13 protein-coding genes are annotated in these 18,579 nt (G+C 34.1%); 7 read left to right on the forward strand and 6 right to left on the reverse strand.

What is annotated here, in order from left to right; genetic code table 11:
* Positions 1–165: 165 nt before the first annotated feature.
* The 3 genes from FLACOL7796_RS07370 to FLACOL7796_RS07380 all read right to left on the reverse strand — a co-directional run bounded on the left by FLACOL7796_RS07370 (position 166) and on the right by FLACOL7796_RS07380 (position 3,145).
* Positions 166–648 (reverse strand): DUF2271 domain-containing protein, encoded by a 483-nt coding sequence (locus FLACOL7796_RS07370; RefSeq protein WP_173970166.1) that lies wholly within the window; start codon positions 646–648, stop codon positions 166–168.
* Between the two features lie 64 nt (positions 649–712).
* On the reverse strand, positions 713–2,203 hold the full coding sequence (locus tag FLACOL7796_RS07375; protein WP_173970167.1) for an ankyrin repeat domain-containing protein: 1,491 nt from the start codon (positions 2,201–2,203) through the stop codon (positions 713–715).
* 561 nt (positions 2,204–2,764) lie between these two features.
* Positions 2,765–3,145, reverse strand: a complete 381-nt coding sequence (locus FLACOL7796_RS07380; protein WP_173970168.1) for a winged helix-turn-helix transcriptional regulator — start codon at positions 3,143–3,145, stop codon at positions 2,765–2,767.
* A gap of 92 nt (positions 3,146–3,237) precedes the next feature.
* Here FLACOL7796_RS07380 and FLACOL7796_RS07385 point away from each other — a divergent pair, with 92 nt between their 5' ends.
* The 5 genes from FLACOL7796_RS07385 to metQ all read left to right on the forward strand — a co-directional run bounded on the left by FLACOL7796_RS07385 (position 3,238) and on the right by metQ (position 7,851).
* Complete coding sequence (locus tag FLACOL7796_RS07385; RefSeq protein WP_173970169.1) at positions 3,238–4,236, forward strand: quinone oxidoreductase family protein; 999 nt, start codon at positions 3,238–3,240, stop codon at positions 4,234–4,236.
* Positions 4,233–4,703 (forward strand): cupin domain-containing protein, encoded by a 471-nt coding sequence (locus tag FLACOL7796_RS07390; protein WP_173970170.1) that lies wholly within the window; start codon positions 4,233–4,235, stop codon positions 4,701–4,703. The genes FLACOL7796_RS07385 and FLACOL7796_RS07390 overlap by 4 nt, the downstream gene beginning before the upstream one ends.
* A gap of 609 nt (positions 4,704–5,312) precedes the next feature.
* Entirely contained in the window at positions 5,313–6,344 is a 1,032-nt protein-coding gene (gene metN, locus FLACOL7796_RS07395) for a methionine ABC transporter ATP-binding protein MetN (protein WP_173970171.1), read from the forward strand.
* Complete coding sequence (gene metI, locus FLACOL7796_RS07400; RefSeq protein WP_173970172.1) at positions 6,337–6,990, forward strand: methionine ABC transporter permease MetI; 654 nt, start codon at positions 6,337–6,339, stop codon at positions 6,988–6,990. The genes metN and metI overlap by 8 nt, the downstream gene beginning before the upstream one ends.
* A 42-nt stretch (positions 6,991–7,032) precedes the next feature.
* Positions 7,033–7,851, forward strand: a complete 819-nt coding sequence (gene metQ, locus FLACOL7796_RS07405) for a methionine ABC transporter substrate-binding lipoprotein MetQ (protein ID WP_173970173.1) — start codon at positions 7,033–7,035, stop codon at positions 7,849–7,851.
* A 78-nt stretch (positions 7,852–7,929) separates the two neighbouring features.
* Here metQ and FLACOL7796_RS07410 read toward each other — a convergent pair whose 3' ends face one another.
* A complete protein-coding gene (locus FLACOL7796_RS07410; RefSeq protein WP_173970174.1) occupies positions 7,930–9,663 on the reverse strand; it encodes a tetratricopeptide repeat protein in 1,734 nt (577 codons plus the stop codon).
* A 271-nt stretch (positions 9,664–9,934) separates the two neighbouring features.
* Between FLACOL7796_RS07410 and FLACOL7796_RS07415 the strand changes: the two genes are divergently transcribed.
* On the forward strand, positions 9,935–15,181 hold the full coding sequence (locus FLACOL7796_RS07415) for a T9SS type B sorting domain-containing protein (RefSeq protein WP_173970175.1): 5,247 nt from the start codon (positions 9,935–9,937) through the stop codon (positions 15,179–15,181).
* 21 nt (positions 15,182–15,202) lie between these two features.
* The gene (locus FLACOL7796_RS07420; RefSeq protein WP_173970176.1) at positions 15,203–16,144 is read left to right on the forward strand and encodes a PorP/SprF family type IX secretion system membrane protein; all 942 of its coding nucleotides are present in this window, start codon (positions 15,203–15,205) and stop codon (positions 16,142–16,144) included.
* A 73-nt stretch (positions 16,145–16,217) separates the two neighbouring features.
* On the opposite strand, the gene FLACOL7796_RS07425 is transcribed toward FLACOL7796_RS07420, so the two are convergent.
* Together FLACOL7796_RS07425 and FLACOL7796_RS07430 are read right to left on the reverse strand one after the other, a co-directional pair.
* On the reverse strand, positions 16,218–17,447 hold the full coding sequence (locus FLACOL7796_RS07425; RefSeq protein WP_173970177.1) for an MFS transporter: 1,230 nt from the start codon (positions 17,445–17,447) through the stop codon (positions 16,218–16,220).
* Between the two features lie 44 nt (positions 17,448–17,491).
* A complete protein-coding gene (locus tag FLACOL7796_RS07430) occupies positions 17,492–18,154 on the reverse strand; it encodes a FadR/GntR family transcriptional regulator (protein ID WP_173970178.1) in 663 nt (220 codons plus the stop codon).
* Between the last annotated feature and the right edge of the window lie 425 nt (positions 18,155–18,579).

Raw genomic sequence — 18,579 nt, forward strand, 5'->3', positions numbered from 1 at the left:
AAATGAATAAAATAATTTTTTTCAGGAGCTAATCCCGCTATCCGTTTCAATCTTTTGTGCCGAACACCGGCACAAAAGGATTTCCACTGCTATCGGGGCTAGGCCAATCATTGTGGTTACCGTACTTTGACAAAAGTTTTCTTAGAACTATTAGAACTAAAAGTATTAAATCTTGTTTAACCTCACGTATCTAATATAACCTTTTCCTTCTGTTTTATCGGCTAAACCTTCTGTGGTAAGCGGAATTTCAACATCATTTACATGGTATTTTTGATCCTCGACAGCCGATTCAAATCGTAGTTTATATCCTTTATTAATTTTCGAATCATCGATTTCTATTGTCGTAATGCTGCGATCTCCACCGGTAACCGAAGCTCCGGTTTTAGCACTGATATCAGCAGGTTTTGCTGTTTGAAACTTATTCCATTCTTTCAGCGATTTGTACCATTTTTTATCATCGCCCATTACATAAAGTGTTTTCTCGTAATCACCATTAGCATTAATAAGCGAAACTACGATATAAGCACCTTCTCCCATATAATTGGCCATTTGAAGCATGCATTTGTATTTGCTAGCCTGAGCATTTGCCTGAAAAGAGATTAAACATATTAATGCGCTTGTAAGAGCTATTTTAAGTATTGATTTCATTCTTATTTTAGATTTTAGACTTTAGATTAAATTGGAATTTAAAAATATTGGAATTTAAAAAGTTTTATTTTAAAAATTCTACAGAAACATTATTCTTCGTTAGTGACTCGTTTTCTTTTGCCAAAGCATAAGCACTTTCGTCGAATTCTGTAGTGATGTCTTTTTTAGCTCCAACAGAAATAAAGTATTTTAAGATCGTATCATCTTTGGCTACCATTGCAGCTTTGTGCAGCGCGGTCATTCCGTCTTTATTTTTAGCATTAACATCAATGTTTAATGCAGCCAGTTTTTTTAGTAATCCCAGGTCGTTTTTAGCGGCAGCAAAGTGGTACAAAGTGCTTCCGTCTTTTTGGGCAGCAGCAAGGTTTAAACCTTTTTCTTGTAATAATTTTACTTTAGCATCAAAAGGATCGTTTGCATTTGCGTCACGACCTGCAGGACGATACGCTTGTACTAGATAAACGCCTAAATTGTTTCCGTCTTTGTCTTTTACATTAACATCTGCACCTTTGTTTAAAAGCAACGCAACAGCTTCAGGAGTTCCTGAACGTACAGCCATTGTTAAAGCTGATTCTCCTTTTAGATTCTGAAGGTTGATGTTTTTAGCTTTTGGTAATAATAATTCTAAAACACCATTTTCTCTTGCTCCTGCAGCAATCATAAACGAAGTATTACCATCGTTATTTACTTTGTTTGCATCAACTCCTTTAGCCAGAAAATAATTGATAATATCAGTTTGATTTGGTTTTGAAGCCAAAAGATGCAGCACATTATTGCCTGATTTATTTACAAAAACAGGTTTAATTTTCACCTCTTCAACAAAATATTTGTAAGTTTCAAGAGGAGTAGTTTCTCTACGCGTTCCTTGTGTCGCGATCAAAAGTGCGTTGTCAGTATGTTTAACGCCTTTTTCTTTTAATTTTTTCAAAAGAGTAACATTTCCGGTTCTGGCAGCATAATCAAAAGCAGTGTTTCCGTTAGCATCAACATCTTTTAGAGACAATCCTTTTGTGATCAGATAGTCAGAAAACGTTAAGTCTTTATCAAACGGAATAGCTAAAAGTAATAGGTTAGCGCCATCAGAATATTTTTTCTTAGGATCTATTCCTGCTTTAAAAAAAGCCTCAGAAACACCTTTATTAAGCAATCCGTTACCAGCAGCAAAAGCAAGTGGAGTAGTGCCGTGGCTGTCTTCAAAATTAACATCAGAACCTTTAGCGATAAGATATTCTACCAATTCAGTATTTCCTCTGTAAGCGGCCCAGTGCAAATAAATACGATTGTCGTGAGTAGATTTATTTAGCGGATTTCCGGGTTGATCCAAAAGGAATTTGATACTTGCTAAAGGAGCATCATTGTTAATCGCCATTACCACAACATCAAAAGCATTTGCATTGGCTTCAGCCGGATTATTTCCTTTTGCAATTTCTGCTTTAACGGCAGTTACATCTGGAGCATTTTTCCAAAAAGACTGTTCTAATAAAATGTTTTTTTGTTGAGCACTAACAAATAAAGTAGCGATTAATGTAAAAGAGATAAAAATATTCTTTTTCATATTGAGGTATTTATTGTTTTGAAATATTGTTTAAGGTTGTTATCGATTTTCTAAAAATTCAATTATAATAGAGAATCTATTTAGAATAATTAAAAATAACGCAAATGTAAAAATTAAAATTAGTAAACCAATTTTATTTAGGGCAGAAACACCAATTTTAATCATTTATTAAGGTTTTAAGAATGATTTGTTTTATTTTAATAATGCTGCTATTAGTTGAGTTGGAAATTATTTAATTAAAGCAAAAAAAGTAATATATGAGATGATACTTTTGTTTACGGTGATGGAAATCTTACGTTAACAGAAAGATCTTTAACTAACTGCAGACAAAAAAATAAAATTTGTTTTTGATAAAGGAGTAAATTTTAGTATGCCGGAATACAACATGAATATATCAATGATGTACCATACCAATGAATTTAGTTACAGTTCTTTTGGAATTACATTAGATAAACTCGGCATCTTTTTATCCTATTTCTAGTTTTATTGGCAATACAGTCACTTATGCAAATGATGGATTTGAATTGGGATTACGCTATAAATTTTTAGAATAGAATACTATTATTTACTAATCTTTTCAATAATCTTTTCGCGATGACTTAATCCCCAATTGACCAAAGTTTCGGTTACCGGAAGTACTGATTTTCCATATTCCGTAATGGCATACACTACCGTTACTGGTTTAGTTTGTTGCTCTGTTCTCGAAACCAGAAGATTAATTTCTAATTCCTTTAATTCTTTACTCAGCATCTTGGCCGAAATACCATCGATCTCGCGTTGCATTTTCTTAAAATTAATTACCTGATGCGTTCTGTTAGTCAGAAAACGCAAAATCATTAGTTTCCATTTTCCTCCTAAAACATCTAGACTATCACGCATGGCCATAAGTTCTTCTGAACAATTGGCTTCACGAATCGTACCATTATCATTAATTTTTGCCATAGTAGTTTCTGTTTGGTAACCGGTTACCTCGGGTTAACCCGTAGCAAAAATAAAGTATTTACACTGTACATTCGTAGGATAAAAGAAGAAAAATGAAAGCAATCGTTTTACATCAAAATGGAGAATTTTATCTTGAAGAAGTAAATACGCCACAACCAAAAGACCATGACGTTCAGGTAAAAATTGCCGCAGCAGGATTTAACCCAATCGATTATCAAATGACCGAAAATGCTATGGAGCGCAAATTATTACATTCGCCCATCTTAGGTCGGGAATTTTCAGGTGTTGTTTCGGCAGTTGGAGAAAAGGTAACCGATTTTAAAATTGGAGATGCTGTTTTTTGTGGTTCCGGAAGCATGGGATCAAATGGTACTTATGCTGAATATATTTGCGTTCCCGCAGCAATTGTAATGCATTTGCCCAAAAATATTTTGCCTGAAGAAGGCGCCGGAATACCTTCGGTAGGATTAACAGCTTTGCAGGCCATTAATAGAATGAAAGCTAATCGATCAGATTCTATTTTTATCACCGGAGCTGCTGGCGGAGTAGGGAATATGCTTCTTAAATTATTGATCGAAAAAGAAAATCACAATTGTATTGTTACAGCAGGAAACGAAAGTAGTATCGCATCATTAGTAGATCTTGGCGTGAAGCCAAATCAAATTATTAATTATAAAAATGATAAGGTTTACGAAACTGCTTTAGCATTAAATAATAAGACACATTTTGATTTTGCAGTCGATTTGGTAGGAAATGAAATTGCCGTTACAGCAGCAAAACTCCTAAAGACAAATGGAACTTATGTAGATGTTACCAATTTTTCGACTTCAGATTCGCGTGAAATTCTTTTTAGCAAAGGAGTAGCGATTCTCAATATTTCAAATTATGCATTTGGGTTAGAAAAACAATACGATTATTATAAAAACGGATTAACCGAATTGTCTCAATTATTACAAGAAAAATCAATTACACCACCAACAATTGAAATAATTGGAGGCATGGAAGTTGAAACAGTTTTAAAAGCACATCAAATACTTCGGGATAACAAAACAAACGGAAAGAAATTAATTATGCAAATAAATAAACTATGAAAACAATTCCGAGAAGGATCGTTACAGGAATACGTAACGGAAAATCAATAATCGAAAAAGATGCAATTATATCGAATGTTTCAGAACATTTTCCGGGTTTGATTATATCTGATATTTGGTCGACAGATTCGATGCCTGTAAAATTAGAAGAAGAAAAAATAATCGAAAACATCGCTTTCCCGCATACACCCAAAAACGGAAGTTATTTTCGATACGTTCAGATTCCCCCTGATAAAGATTTAGGAATTATCGCAGAACAAGGTCAGTCTCATCCGTTAATGCATCAAACCGATACGCTGGATTATATCGTAATTCTTTCCGGAGAAATTTACCTTATTGTAGATGAAGACCAAACCCTATTGCAAGCCGGTGATATTGTAGTACAAAGAGGCACCAATCACGCCTGGAGTAATCGATCTGACGCGCCTTGTATTCAGTTGGCGATATTATTAGATGCCTCGAAATAAAATCCTTGGAAACTTATGACATGCGGATAGCACAGATTCGCTTTGCGAAAAAATATCGTTAATCTTTGTAGAATTCCGCGTGTGATCCTTCGTTCAGGACGACAAGATAGTGTTTACCGTGCGAGAAAAATAAAATTCAGCGAATATCCGTGTTTTCGCGAAGCGAATCTGTGCTATCCGCGTGCCATAAAACCGAATAATTCTTATGAGACCGGTTGCCCTAGTTCTGATGGGAGCGGCATTCTTTTTGTTTTTTCTTTAAAAACAAAAAGATACAGCGGACAGCAGAAATCAGATCGTAATTTTAAAACAAAACCTACTACATCGATAGGATAAAAAAAGTTTGTAATTTTGTATTGAAATTCAAATTATCTCTTTAAATTTGCCGCAGCAATGAAAAACAATAACCAGAATACCAATTATTATAGCTGCAACATGTGTTGCGCGACTATGCGATGGTATGAACTGGCTTATATATAAAAATAAAATTATTTATTTCTGAAGCCTTTCATAATTTATTGAAAGGCTTTTTGATTTTAAATTTTAGAATTTCAGATGCGTTAAGTATTTATGTCTGTGGATGTAGCAGATTTAATTTGAATAAAGAAAATGATTGAATTAAAAAATGTCACCAAGAATTTTCATCAGAAAAACCGAATCGTTTCGGCTTTGTCAGATGTTTCGCTTAAAGTTCCACCAGGGAAAATCTTTGGTGTAATTGGAACTTCGGGAGCTGGAAAAAGTACTTTGATTCGTTGCGTGAACTTGCTGGAAAGACCAACTTCGGGAGAAATTATTGTAGACGGGAAATCGTTAATGCAATTATCGAATGCGCAATTGGCGATCGAGAGAAGACAAATTGGAATGATTTTTCAGCATTTTAACTTGCTTTCGTCACGTACGGTTTTCGAAAATGTAGCTTTTCCGTTAGAATTGGCTGATGTTTCAAAAGGGGATATTAAAACTCGTGTTTTTGAATTGTTGCAGTTAGTAGGTTTGGCCGAAAAAGCAAATGATTATCCTGCAAGCCTTTCGGGAGGTCAAAAACAAAGGGTTGCCATTGCGAGAACATTGGCCAATAACCCAAAAGTATTGTTGTGCGATGAGGCGACAAGTGCGCTTGATCCTGCAACGACAAGATCTATTTTGAATTTACTGAAGGATATTAATCGTCGTTTAAATATTACGGTCCTGCTGATTACGCACCAAATGGAAGTTGTAAAATCGATTTGCGATGAAGTTGCCGTAATTAGCCATGGAAAGTTGATAGAGCAGGGAAGTGTAGGAGAAATTTTTGCCGATCCAAAACACGAATTAACTAAAGAATTTATTGCTTCGTCGTTGCATCTTGATATTCCGCGAGTATATCATGAACGTTTGCAAAAACAGGATGGCGAAGGTTTGAGTCCGTTGTTGAGATTAGAAATGACTGGTAAATCGGTAAACGAACCTGTTATTTCAGAAGTTTCGAGATTGTTTGATACTAATTTTAAAATTGTTAGTGCGCAAATGGATCAGGCTGGTGATGTAAATTTTGGTGTAATGCTGATCGAATTGTCAGGAAAGCGCGAGAACTACGAAGCTGCAATTGAATATTTTATTTCTAAACATATAAAAACAGAAATCATAGGTTATGTCTGATTCTACTATTACCTTATTATTAAACGGTACCTGGGAAACCATCGTGATGACATTTGTGTCGGGCTTTTTTGGTTTTGTGTTAGGACTTCCAACCGGTATTTTGCTCTTCCTTACGAGAAAAAATCAAATTTTGGAGCAACCCGTTTTAAATAGAACGTTATCGGTTTTGGTGAATATTTTTCGTTCAATTCCGTTTATTATATTAATTGTATGGATGATTCCGTTTACAAAAACACTGGTCGGAACTTCTATTGGTGTAAGTGCGGCTTTAGTTCCGTTAAGTATTGGCGCAGCACCATTTATTGCCCGATTGGTAGAGAATAGCCTTTTAGGTTTGCCTTCAGGATTAATCGAAGCGGCAAGAGCTTTGGGAGCGACACCTTTGCAAATTGTATATAAAGTATTGCTTCCGGAAGCATTACCTTCTTTAATAAATGCGACATCGATCACTTTAATCACACTTGTAGGATATTCTGCAATGGGTGGAGCAGTTGGAGCCGGAGGTTTAGGACAAGTGGGGTATCAGTACGGATATATTGGATACGATGCCGTAATCATGAATTCGGTTCTGATATTATTGGTGCTTTTGGTATTCGTGATTCAGTTTGCGGGTGACTTTTTATCCAAACGATTTGATCATAGATAAATTCAATTAAAAATTAAGAATTAAAAATTAAAAAATACAATAATGAATACGAAACTAAATTTTTTGAAAATAGTTGGAATCGCTGTCTTGACACTTTCATTAGTGAATTGTGGCAAAGCTAAAAATAATGATCCGCACCACATAAAAGTAGGTGTTGCAACAGGACCGGAATATAAAGTAGCTGAAGCAGCTAAAAAAGTAGCAAAAGAAAAATACGGACTTGAAGTAGAGTTAATTTCTTTTAACGATTACGTGATTCCTAACGAAGCTTTGAGTTTGGGAGATATTGATGCAAATGCTTTTCAGCACAAACCATATCTTGACGAGCAATCAAAACAACGCGGATATAAATTGGCTATTATTGGTAAAACATTTATTTATCCAATTGCAGGATATTCTAAAAAAATAAAAAGCCTTGCAGATCTTAAGGATGAAAGCACAATTGTTATTCCAAATGACCCAACGAACGGTGGACGTTCGTTATTGCTTTTAGAGAAAAACGGTTTGCTAAAATTGAAAGAAGGAGTTGGTTTATTGCCTAAAGTAACAGATATTGTAAGTAATCCTAAAAAGCTTAAAATATTAGAATTAGAAGCGCCTCAATTACCAAGAGTTCTTGAAGATGCAAATGTAACGATTGCCATTATCAACAATACTTTTGCTTCTCAGGCAGGATTAGTTCCGTCTCGCGATGCTTTGTTTGTTGAGGACAAAGATTCTCCTTATGTAAACTTGGTAGTAAGTCGTGAAGACAATAAAAACGAAGAAAAAGTAAAACAGTTTTTACAGGCTTTTCAATCTCCGGAAGTTGAAGCAGCAGCTCTTAAAGAATTTAAAGGCGGAGCTGTAAAAGGCTGGTAATACTCATTATTATAAAAAGCAAAAAAGCGCTGAATCAATACATTCAGCGCTTTTTTTATATAATAATCTGAATGTTTATCAGGCCGATTTTGAATTGATATGTTCAAAAAGAAGATCAAATTTTGATCCCAGTTTTTTCTTAAGTCTTTGTTTTGATTTTTTAACGGCATCGGGGGTAATACCTAGTAATTCGGCAATTTCGTTATTATTGAAATTTAGTTTCTGTAACAATAAAATTCTTTTATTAGAATCTGTAATCTCAGGAAAATCATTTTGCAATAATTGGTGAAATTCAGGGTGTTCTTTTTGAAATTCTCTCTTAAAGATGTTCCAGTTATTCTCTGTCATTAAATGAGATTCAAGCAAAGTGCTCAGTTTTTTATTTTCTTTTTCGAGATAGTGAGATGATGATTGTTTAATTTGGCCGATCTCGCTTTTTAATTTTTTGATCTGGATATTCTTATCTTTTAAATAATCGATTTGGGCATTTAAATTTTCATTTGCTTCGGTTAGTTTATGTTCCGTTTTTATTTTTTCTAATTCTAATAAAGTAACTTTTTGATTGTATTGTAATTGCCTGTTTTTTAATTGTTTTTTGAAATTTAAAAATATAAATACAGCCAATATAAAAGCCATAATAATCACGACTGCATAAATGTTTTTCATTGCAGATTCATGCTTGACCTCATCTGCTGTTCTGTTTATATTTTGTTGGAATTTTGTTTTCTGAATGACCCAGTTTGCATTACTTATAGCGATATCACCATCTTTGTTTTTTAGAGAATCTTCTAAAACAATCATTCTTCTTCTGAGCGCTAACTCATTGTCTGTTTTATTTTGTTGTTTTAAAATATCTAATTTAAGTTTGATGATCTGCAATTCTGATTTTTTGAAATAGGATTTCGAATCGGCAATTTCTTTAGCTTTGTATAGTATTTCTTCTGCCTGATTAAGATTACTGTTTTTTATGTACAATTCGGCCAAAAGAATAGAGGCATACATTGTATTCTGGTTACTTTGTTCCTGTTCTGAAATTTTGATATCTTCTTTCAATAAAGAAATCGCTGTCTGCAAATCGCCTCGCTTTTGTTTCACAAGCGCCAGATTACCTAAAGCTTTAGCATATCGCACTTGATCCTTAATTTGCTTTGCTAGAACAGCCGTTTTATTAAAATAAGATTCGGCTGCCTTGTCATTTCCCATACGAAAATAGTTCATACCAATATTATCCATTAGCGAAGCAAATTCGGCAGTTTTTTGGGGAGTATATTTTGTGGCAAGATTTAAGTAATACAATGACTCAGGATAATCTTCAAGAGTTTGCAGCATCCAGCCAATTTTTTTGAAAGTTTCTCCCGGAAGAATAATTTCATCGACAGGCAATTTTTTTATTTGATCAATTACTTGCAACAACCTTGGCGTCATGCTTATATAATCCCTGTAAAGGTAGAGATAGCTGATATAGTTAAGTTGAGTCCAGATTTGAAGAGACACATCCTTTTGTACTGCAGCACTTTTTATAGAATTTAAATAATAAAAATTACTTTTTGAATTGGTGGTCTTATAAAAATCACTGTATCCGTTAGCAAGCAAACCTTCGTACAAAGATTTATATTCTTTTGATTTGCTTAAAGGGTCAAGATATTTTTTTAATGAAATGGTATCAGTATCAAAAGACTTTATTTGAACCAAAAGTGCCTCGATGTTGTCGATTTTACTTGGTTGGGACGGAATCTGTAATGGAACGTTTTGGGACTTTACTTGTACAATAAAAAGTAATAAAAGGAAACAATATGATTTTTTAAAAAGCATTACGTTTTTATCAGTGGTTATCAAATTTGGTGCGTAAAAATAGTAAAAAAAATCTATTAGTTTTTACAACGTAATTTGTAAAGTGTTGGTTTTAATGGTTTTTTGAATAAAAATGTCCCTTATTTGTCCCCCTTTGATGCTGTTGAAAGTATAATGTGTGAATTACATTTGTCAACAACCCCATAAGTATTTATTGTGCGCTTCATTTGTAAATGAATATACCTTCTGATTTATACTTTAATACGGCCACTATTAATTTCTGATTCAATACATGAAAAAAAAACTACTTTTCTTCTTAATCCATTATATTTTTTTAATTGGTGTTCCCACAAAAATATTAGCAAATGGTGATGGTGATTTAAATTCATCTTATTCAAAAACGAAAATAGGTCTCAACTATGTATCGTCCACAAGAGTAACAAAGCAAAGAGGAGTTGATTCTTATGGAACTCCTATCCCAACATTTAGAATTACAGGTATTCCTGTGGGGGCAATTATTGAGGATGCTTTTCTATATATGGCAGGTTCAACCATAAGTAGTTTATCTTTTTTTAATTTATCTATTAATAATCCGTCAAATATAGTCGAATCATATGCAGCCTCTCTTATAGGAACAACACCAGATGCTTGCTGGGGTTATAATAATACTAAATCATTTAGAGCAAATATTAAGACGATCATTACAGGAAATGGCGACTATGTTGTTTCTGGGATACCTACAGCAGCCACTTTAAACGATGATATGAATGGTGCTACTATTATTGTGATATATTCTGATCCATCTGCAAATTTTACAGGATCTATCGAAATTAAAGACGGATCTGTAGTATTATTATCTAATAATAGTAATAGGACTATTGGTTTTAATAAGCCTAATTATTTGATCACACCAATTTTATCAAGAGGTTTCGGTATTGTGTCAGACGTACAATATATTGGTAGCCAATATAAATTTCCTGATAATGTATTTGTGAGTGCAACTCTACCTTACTATTTTAATTTTTATGAAGCAAATCTTAATGTAACGCCTGCTACATTAGATTATAATCATCAATTTTTTACTCAAACGGATTGTGTGCAATGGGTAACAGCAGGACAATATTATCAAGTAAATAATATTGAATTAAGTAATAAATCTATTCCTGAAAATAAACCCGGAGGAACTACCGTTGGGAATTTATTTTCATTTTTTGACGGAAATACGTCTTACAGTTATTCTTTGGTAAGTGGTGATGGAGATGATGATAATAGTTATTTTACAATTTCTGGTAATACTCTGCAAAGCGCTACATGTTTTGATTTTGAAATAAGATCCACTTATTCTATTCGTGTAAGATCCGTTTCTTCAAGCGGAGTAGTTAGTAATGAAATTTTTATAATAACAGCTACTGATGAAACTGAAATTCCGGTTACAGCAAAGGCCAAGAATATAACGTTACAACTTGATACTTTTGGTAAAGCAATAATTCAGCCAAGTGATATTGACAATGGTTCTACTGGTAATTGTGGTTTTGATCTTTCGATCGATAAAAATACTTTCGATTGTACAAACATAGGTGCTAATATTGTTAGTCTGACCATTACTGATACTAACGGAGGGAGCAATACCACTACCTCAATAGTTACAATCGAAGACAAAGTAAAACCAACAGTTATAACACATAATATTACTGTTCAGCTTGACGCTTTAGGAAAAGTAACTATAAACGAATCTCAAATCAATAATGGCTCGTCTGATAATTGTGCCATTGACAAAATAACGTTAGACAAAACAGATTATGATTGTTCGAATGTTGGAGCGAATACGGTAACACTTACGGTTTTAGATGTCAACGGAAATTCAGATTCAAAAACTGCAATAGTTACAATTGAAGATCAAATAAAACCAAAGGTTATAACACAGAATATTACCGTACAGCTTGACGCTTTAGGAAAAGCAACTATTACCGAATCTCAAATCGATAATGGTTCAACAGATAATTGTGCTATTGACAAAATAACTTTAGACAAAACAGATTTTGATTGTACCAATGTTGGAGCTAATAGAGTAACACTTACAGTTTTGGATGTTAATGGAAATTCAGATTCCAAAACAGCAATAGTTACCGTAGAAGACAAAGTAAAACCAACGGTTGTAATACAGAATATTACCGTTCAACTTGACGTTTTAGGAAAAGCAGCTATAACTCCGACACAAATTGATAATGGTTCAACTGACAATTGTGCTATCGACAAAATAACTTTAGACAAAACAAATTTTGATTGTACCAATGTTGGGGCCAATACAGTAACGCTAACCGTTTTAGATGTTAATGGAAATTCAGATTCAAAGACAGCAACAGTTACTATTGAAGATAAAGTAAAACCAACAGTTATAACACAGAATATTACTGTTCAGCTTGACGCTTTAGGAAAAGTAACTATAAACGAATCTCAAATCAATAATGGCTCGTCTGATAATTGTGTTATTGACAAATTAACGTTAGATAAAACAGATTTTGATTGTTCGAATGTTGGAGCCAATACAGTAACGCTTACAGTTTTGGATGTCAACGGAAATTCAGATTCAAAAACTGCAATAGTTACAATTGAAGATCAAATAAAACCAAAGGTTATAACACAGAATATTACCGTACAGCTTGACGCTTTAGGAAAAGCAACTATTACCGAATCTCAAATCGATAATGGCTCAACCGATAATTGTGCCATTGACAAAATCACTTTAGACAAAACAAATTTTGATTGTACCAATGTTGGAGCCAATATAGTAATGCTTACAGTTTTGGATGTCAACGGAAATTCAGATTCAAAGACAGCAATAGTTACAGTTGAAGATAAAGTAAAACCAATAGTGGTTACGCAGAACATTACTGTACAATTAGATGCTTTAGGAAAAGCAACGATAACCGCGGAAGAAATCAATAATGGTTCATCGGATAATTGTGGTATTGCTACAATAACTTTAGACAAAATTGATTTTAATTGTACCAATGTCGGAGCAAACACAGTAACGCTTACCTCTACAGATGTCAACGGAAATTCAGATTCAAAGACAGCAACAGTTACTATTGAAGATAAAGTAAAGCCAACAGTTGAGACACAGAATATAATTGTTCAACTTGACGCATTCGGAAAAGCAACTATAACAGAATCTCAAATCGATAATGGTTCAACCGATAATTGTGCTATTGACAAATTAACGTTAGATAAAACAGATTTTGATTGTTCGAATGTTGGAGCCAATACAGTAACGCTTACGGTTTTGGATATCAACGGAAATTCAGATTCAAAAACAGCTATAGTTACTATTGAAGATAAAGTAAAACCAACGGTTGTAACACAGAATATTACAGTTCAACTTGACGCATTAGGAAAAGCAATTATAACAGAATCTCAAATCGATAATGGTTCAACTGATAATTGTGCCATGGACAAAATCACTTTAGACAAAACAGATTTTGATTGTTCAAATATTGGAATAAATACAGTAACACTAACCGTTTTGGATGTTAATGGAAATTCAGATTCAAAGACAGCAACAGTTACTATTGAAGATCAAGTAAAGCCAACGGTTGTAACACAGGATATAACTGTGCAATTGGACGCATCAGGAAAAGCTATTATAACTCCGACACAAATCGATAATGGTTCAAGCGATAATTGCTTGATTGATAAAATCACTTTAGACAAAACAGATTTTAATTGTTCGAATGTTGGAGCCAATACAGTAACGCTAACCGTTTTAGATGTCAACGGAAATTCAGCTTCAAAAACAGCAATAGTTACAATTGAAGATCAGGTAAAACCAATAGTAATAATACAGAATATTGCCGTTCAGCTTGATGCTTTAGGAAAAGCAACTATAACTGAATCTCAAATCGATAATGGTTCAACTGATAACTGTGGAATCGATACGATGACTTTAGACAAGATGACATTCGATTGTTCGAATATTGGAGATAATAATGTAGCACTTAACCTAACCGATAAAAGTGGAAATTCAGCGTCCGGAATTGCTGTAGTTACTGTTAAAGATTTGATCCCCCCAACTGTTATCTCCCAAAATATAACAGTTCAACTCGATGCAATAGGAAATGCGGTAATAGTTCCGGCGCTGATAAATAATGGTTCAACAGATAACTGTGCTATTGCTACTATGAGTTTAGACAAAACCAATTTTGATTGTTCGAATATGGGAGACAATATCGTTACGCTTACTGTTACAGATGTAAACGGAAATTCAGCTTCAAAAATAGCAACGGTAAAAATCGAAGACAAATTGAAACCGATCGTTATCACTCAGAATATAACCATTGAATTAGATGCTTCAGGAAACGCTGTCATAACAGCTGCAGAGATTGACAATGGTTCAACCGACAATTGCGCAATAGATAAAATAGAAATTAATAAAACATCTTTTACTTGTTCGAATATTGGTGCTAATAACGTGATACTTACGGTGACGGACGTTAACGGAAATTCAGCCTCAAAAAATGCGACCGTTACTGTTCAGGATAAAATAAGTCCGATAGTTATAACTCAAAATATTACTGTTCAGCTTAATCTTTCAGGAGATTCAGTAATAACCGAGGCTCAAATAGACAATGGCTCTACAGATAATTGTACCATAGATAAAATGACTTTAGACAAAACTACTTTTAACTGCAGTAATCTTGGAGACAATATTGTAACACTCACTGTAAGAGATAAAAGTGGAAATTTAGCTTCTGCAACTGCAATAGTAACTGTTCTTCCTCTTTCGCTCCCAACATTTTCGAATTTAACACAAGAGTTTTGTGCTATCGAAAATCCTGTTATATCGAGTATAGCGGTAAACAGTGCCTATTTAAAATGGTTTAAAGACGCTTCATCTTCTCAGACATTATCTTCTAATACAGCTTTAACCAGCGGAATCTACTATGCTGCTAATTACAACGGAAGTTGTTATAGCGATCGCGTTGCCGTGACCATTATTGTCAATGATGCTTTGGCACCAACAGGAAATGCGATACAATTTATGTGTAAAGAAAAAGAAGCAACCGTGACCGATCTTATCACAAACGAAGAAGAAGTTTTATGGTATGAAACCCCCACAGGAGGTTTTGCATTAGGATCTACAACAGTTTTGGAGGACAATCATAAGTATTACGCATCTTATACAGGAGCAGAATGCGAAAGTTCTAAAAGATTTGAAGTAGAAGTTGTTTTTCGCTATTGCGATGTTAAAGTATACAACGGAATCTCAGCAAATGGCGACGGGAAAAATGATTATTTTGAGATAGAAGGAGCGACAACTTTCCCGGAAAATAGACTCGAAATTTTTGATAGTTGGGGAAGTTTAGTCTTTGAAACGGCCAATTACGGAAACGGAGAAAATTTATTTAGAGGCGTTGCAAACAAAGGTTTAGGCAGCGGAAAAGGTTTGCTTCCTTTTGGAACCTATTATTATGTTTTTAGTTTCACGAATCATGATAATAAAAGGGTTACAAAAACAGGCTTTTTACACCTAAATCCTTAATCTAAAAACCAAATATTTCAAATGAGATTCAATATTATAGCAACTCTGCTCTTTACATTTACTTTGTTTTCTGCAAAAGCGCAGCAAGATGCTCAATTTTCAGATTACAAACTCAATATGTCGAGTTTTAATCCCGCTTTTGCAGGTTTTTTTGACGGAAGCGTGCTACTAATTCACCGCACACAATTTGCCGGTTTTGATGGCGCTCCAGAAACGCAAAATCTTAATATTAACATCCCCATAGATCTTAATATGGGAGCCGGATTTAATGTTACGAATCAAAAGCTGGGAGTAACACAGAATATCGTTATTACAGGAGATTACTCGTATACCATTTATACAGACGAATTAAATATGTTGAGTTTTGGACTTAAAGCCGGTTTGAGTATTCTTGACATCGATTATAGCCGCCTTGACCTTAATAATGCTGATGATTTAAGTTTTCAGAATAACATCGAAAATCAGGTAACTCCAAGAGTAGGAGTAGGGCTTTTATTTAATACTCCCAATTGGTTTATTGGTTTATCTACACCTAATTTTATTAAGGAAAGTTATAACCCAACTATCAAGACCTCGACAATTACAACTATGCCTCAAATTTATTTTACAACAGGCTATCAGACTCGTATAAATGATGATTTGTTATTTAAACCTTCGATATTGGCAAAAGCAGTCGAAAATGCGCCATTAGCAATAGATTTTGCCCTTAATTTTGAATTTAGGGAAAAGTTTAGGTTTGGAGCTTCGTACCGATGGAACTCAGCGATCACTGGAATGATGGGAATTAATCTCCTGCAAGATTTTCAGGCGGGTTATGCGTACGATTATAATATAAACGGATTAGGAAAATATGCGCCATCATCGCACCAGTTTTACATTAAATACATTTTTAAACAATCTAAAAATATTCGCAGGGAATGTAGCTGCAGTTTTACAGATCCAACCAATAATCTTGGGTTTTAATACAAGCAAAAAAGCGCTGAATCATTACATTCAGCGCTTTTTTTATATAATAATCGAATTAGTAAAAAACAATTTAATCTTCTGCAGAAGCTTTTCTCTTTCCTTCAATATTCGGAAGGAAGCTTGTTAAAACACCTATTAAAGGTAAAAAAGCACAAACCTTAAAAACATATTCAATACTAGTAGAGTCTGCTAATTTTCCTAAAATTGCAGAACCTAATCCGCCCATACCAAAAGCCAATCCAAAGAAAAGACCAGCAATTAAACCTACTTTACCGGGAACTAATTCTGTGGCATAAACCAAAATTGCCGAGAAAGCTGAAGATATAATTAAACCAATAATTACAGATAAAATTCCGGTCCAGAAAAGAGAAGCGTACGGCAATAATAATGTAAAAGGAGCAACTCCAAGAATAGAAATCCATATGATATACTTTCGACCAAAACGATCACCTAAAGCTCCACCAAACAATGTTCCTGCAGCTACAGCACCAAGAAATGCAAAAAGGTAAATTTGAGATTCCTGTACAGAAACGTGAAATTTATCGATAAGATAAAAAGTATAATAACTTGTCATACTGGCCATGTAGAAGTATTTAGAAAAAATCAATACTAATAAAATACCCAACGAGAAAATTACTTTTTGTTTTGAAAGCGAATGGTGTTTTTCTTCTGCCCCAAGAGATTTATTTTTTGCTTTAAGATTCAAATGTTCCTGATACCATTTTGCAACTCCCGAAAGAATAAGAATCCCAACAGCCGCCGCAAGACAAAACCAGATAATATTAAACTGTCCGTAAGGAACGACAATAATAGCCGCAAGCAAAGGCCCAATGGCGCTTCCTGCGTTTCCTCCTAATTGAAAAATAGATTGCGCCAAACCTCTTTTTCCGCCAGAAGCCATGTGAGCAACCCTCGAAGCTTCAGGATGAAATATCGAAGAACCAACACCGATTAAACTAACAGCAAGTAAAATATTTACAAAGCTTGAAGCTACCGCTACAGCAGCCAACCCTAAAAGAGTAAAAACCATAGCAATGGCCAGCGAATACGGACGTGGTTTTTTATCGGTGTAAAACCCAATAAACGGTTGTAAAATAGAAGCCGTTAGTTGATAGGTTAGGGTGATTAGACCGATTTCGGTAAAAGTCAAATGAAATTTATCTTTTATAATAGGGTATACCGCAGGAACAACCGCCTGAAGCATATCATTAATAAAATGCGTAAAACTGATTGTAAATAAAATCGAGAAAACAGTTTGTTGAGCCAACTGTTTCGAATTGTTAATAGTAGTTGTTTTCATAATGTGATAAAAAATCAGATCATCTGATGAATTGGGTAAAAAAATTAGTAATTATTCTCTCCTATTATTTTAGCAACAGTATTCCATGTCTTTTTAGGATCTTTTGCAATAATATTTTTGAGAAGTTGTTCGTGTATAATATAAGTTTCTTTAAATACCTCTGTATCCGGATAAAGTTTAAGAAACTCCTTTTTTAAATGTTTTGATACCGACTTATACAAATCAGCGAGGATTTCATTTTTTGATGCTTCTGCAATCGCAATGTGAAATTGTATATCCGCTTCGACACATTCCTCAAGCAATCCCTCATTAGCCGTTTTCATTCTATTGGCCAAATGTTGTTTCATGGCAACGATATCATCATCTGTTCTGTTGATAGCCGCTTTTTCGGCAATTTTTAACTCTAACAATTGCCTAACTTCATCTAAATCCTTGAGACTTGCACGTTTCAATCGCTGATCCATTGGTTCTTGCGTACCGGTAACTTCCTGAACAAAGGTACCAACCCCTTGCTGAATCCGCAGCAAACCAGAATTAGTCAGTAACTTCATCGCCTCTCTTATCGAAGAACGTCCAACGCCAAAGCTTTTCATAAGCTCTGCTTCAATAGGTAATTTCTCGTTGATCTTATACTGACCAAGAGATATTTGCTCCTGTAATTTTGAAGCAACTTCTTCTGCGAGAGATTTTTTATTGATTAAAGCCATAGGTTGTCATATCATCTGATGATTGCAAAAGTATAAAAATATTTTAAATAACTGCTAAGATTTTTTTTAACTATAAAGTTTTTAACTGCAAAGAGCGCTAAGTTTTTTCGCAAAGTTCGCCAAGGATTTAACCTCCCTGAATGAAAGAATTCAAAGTTCACAAAGCTTTACGCGGCTTGTAATTTGTGATAATTTGTGAAATTTGTGGCTAAAAAAAATATCGAAAAGCAAATAAACCTTTTCGAACCTTGCGCAAAACTTAGCGTTCTTTGCGGTTAAACCTTCTACATAAATTAAATTTTACATAAAGCTTAGCGATCTTCACGTTCCTTTTTTTTTCGAGCCAGCAAAAAAAAACATAGCGAACTTTGCGAAAAAACTTAGCGCTCTTTGCGGTTAAATAAAAAGTTGTGTTTTAATTATGT

Source organism: Flavobacterium bizetiae (genome assembly GCF_902804475.1).
GTDB classification, from domain to species: Bacteria; Bacteroidota; Bacteroidia; order Flavobacteriales; family Flavobacteriaceae; genus Flavobacterium; species Flavobacterium bizetiae.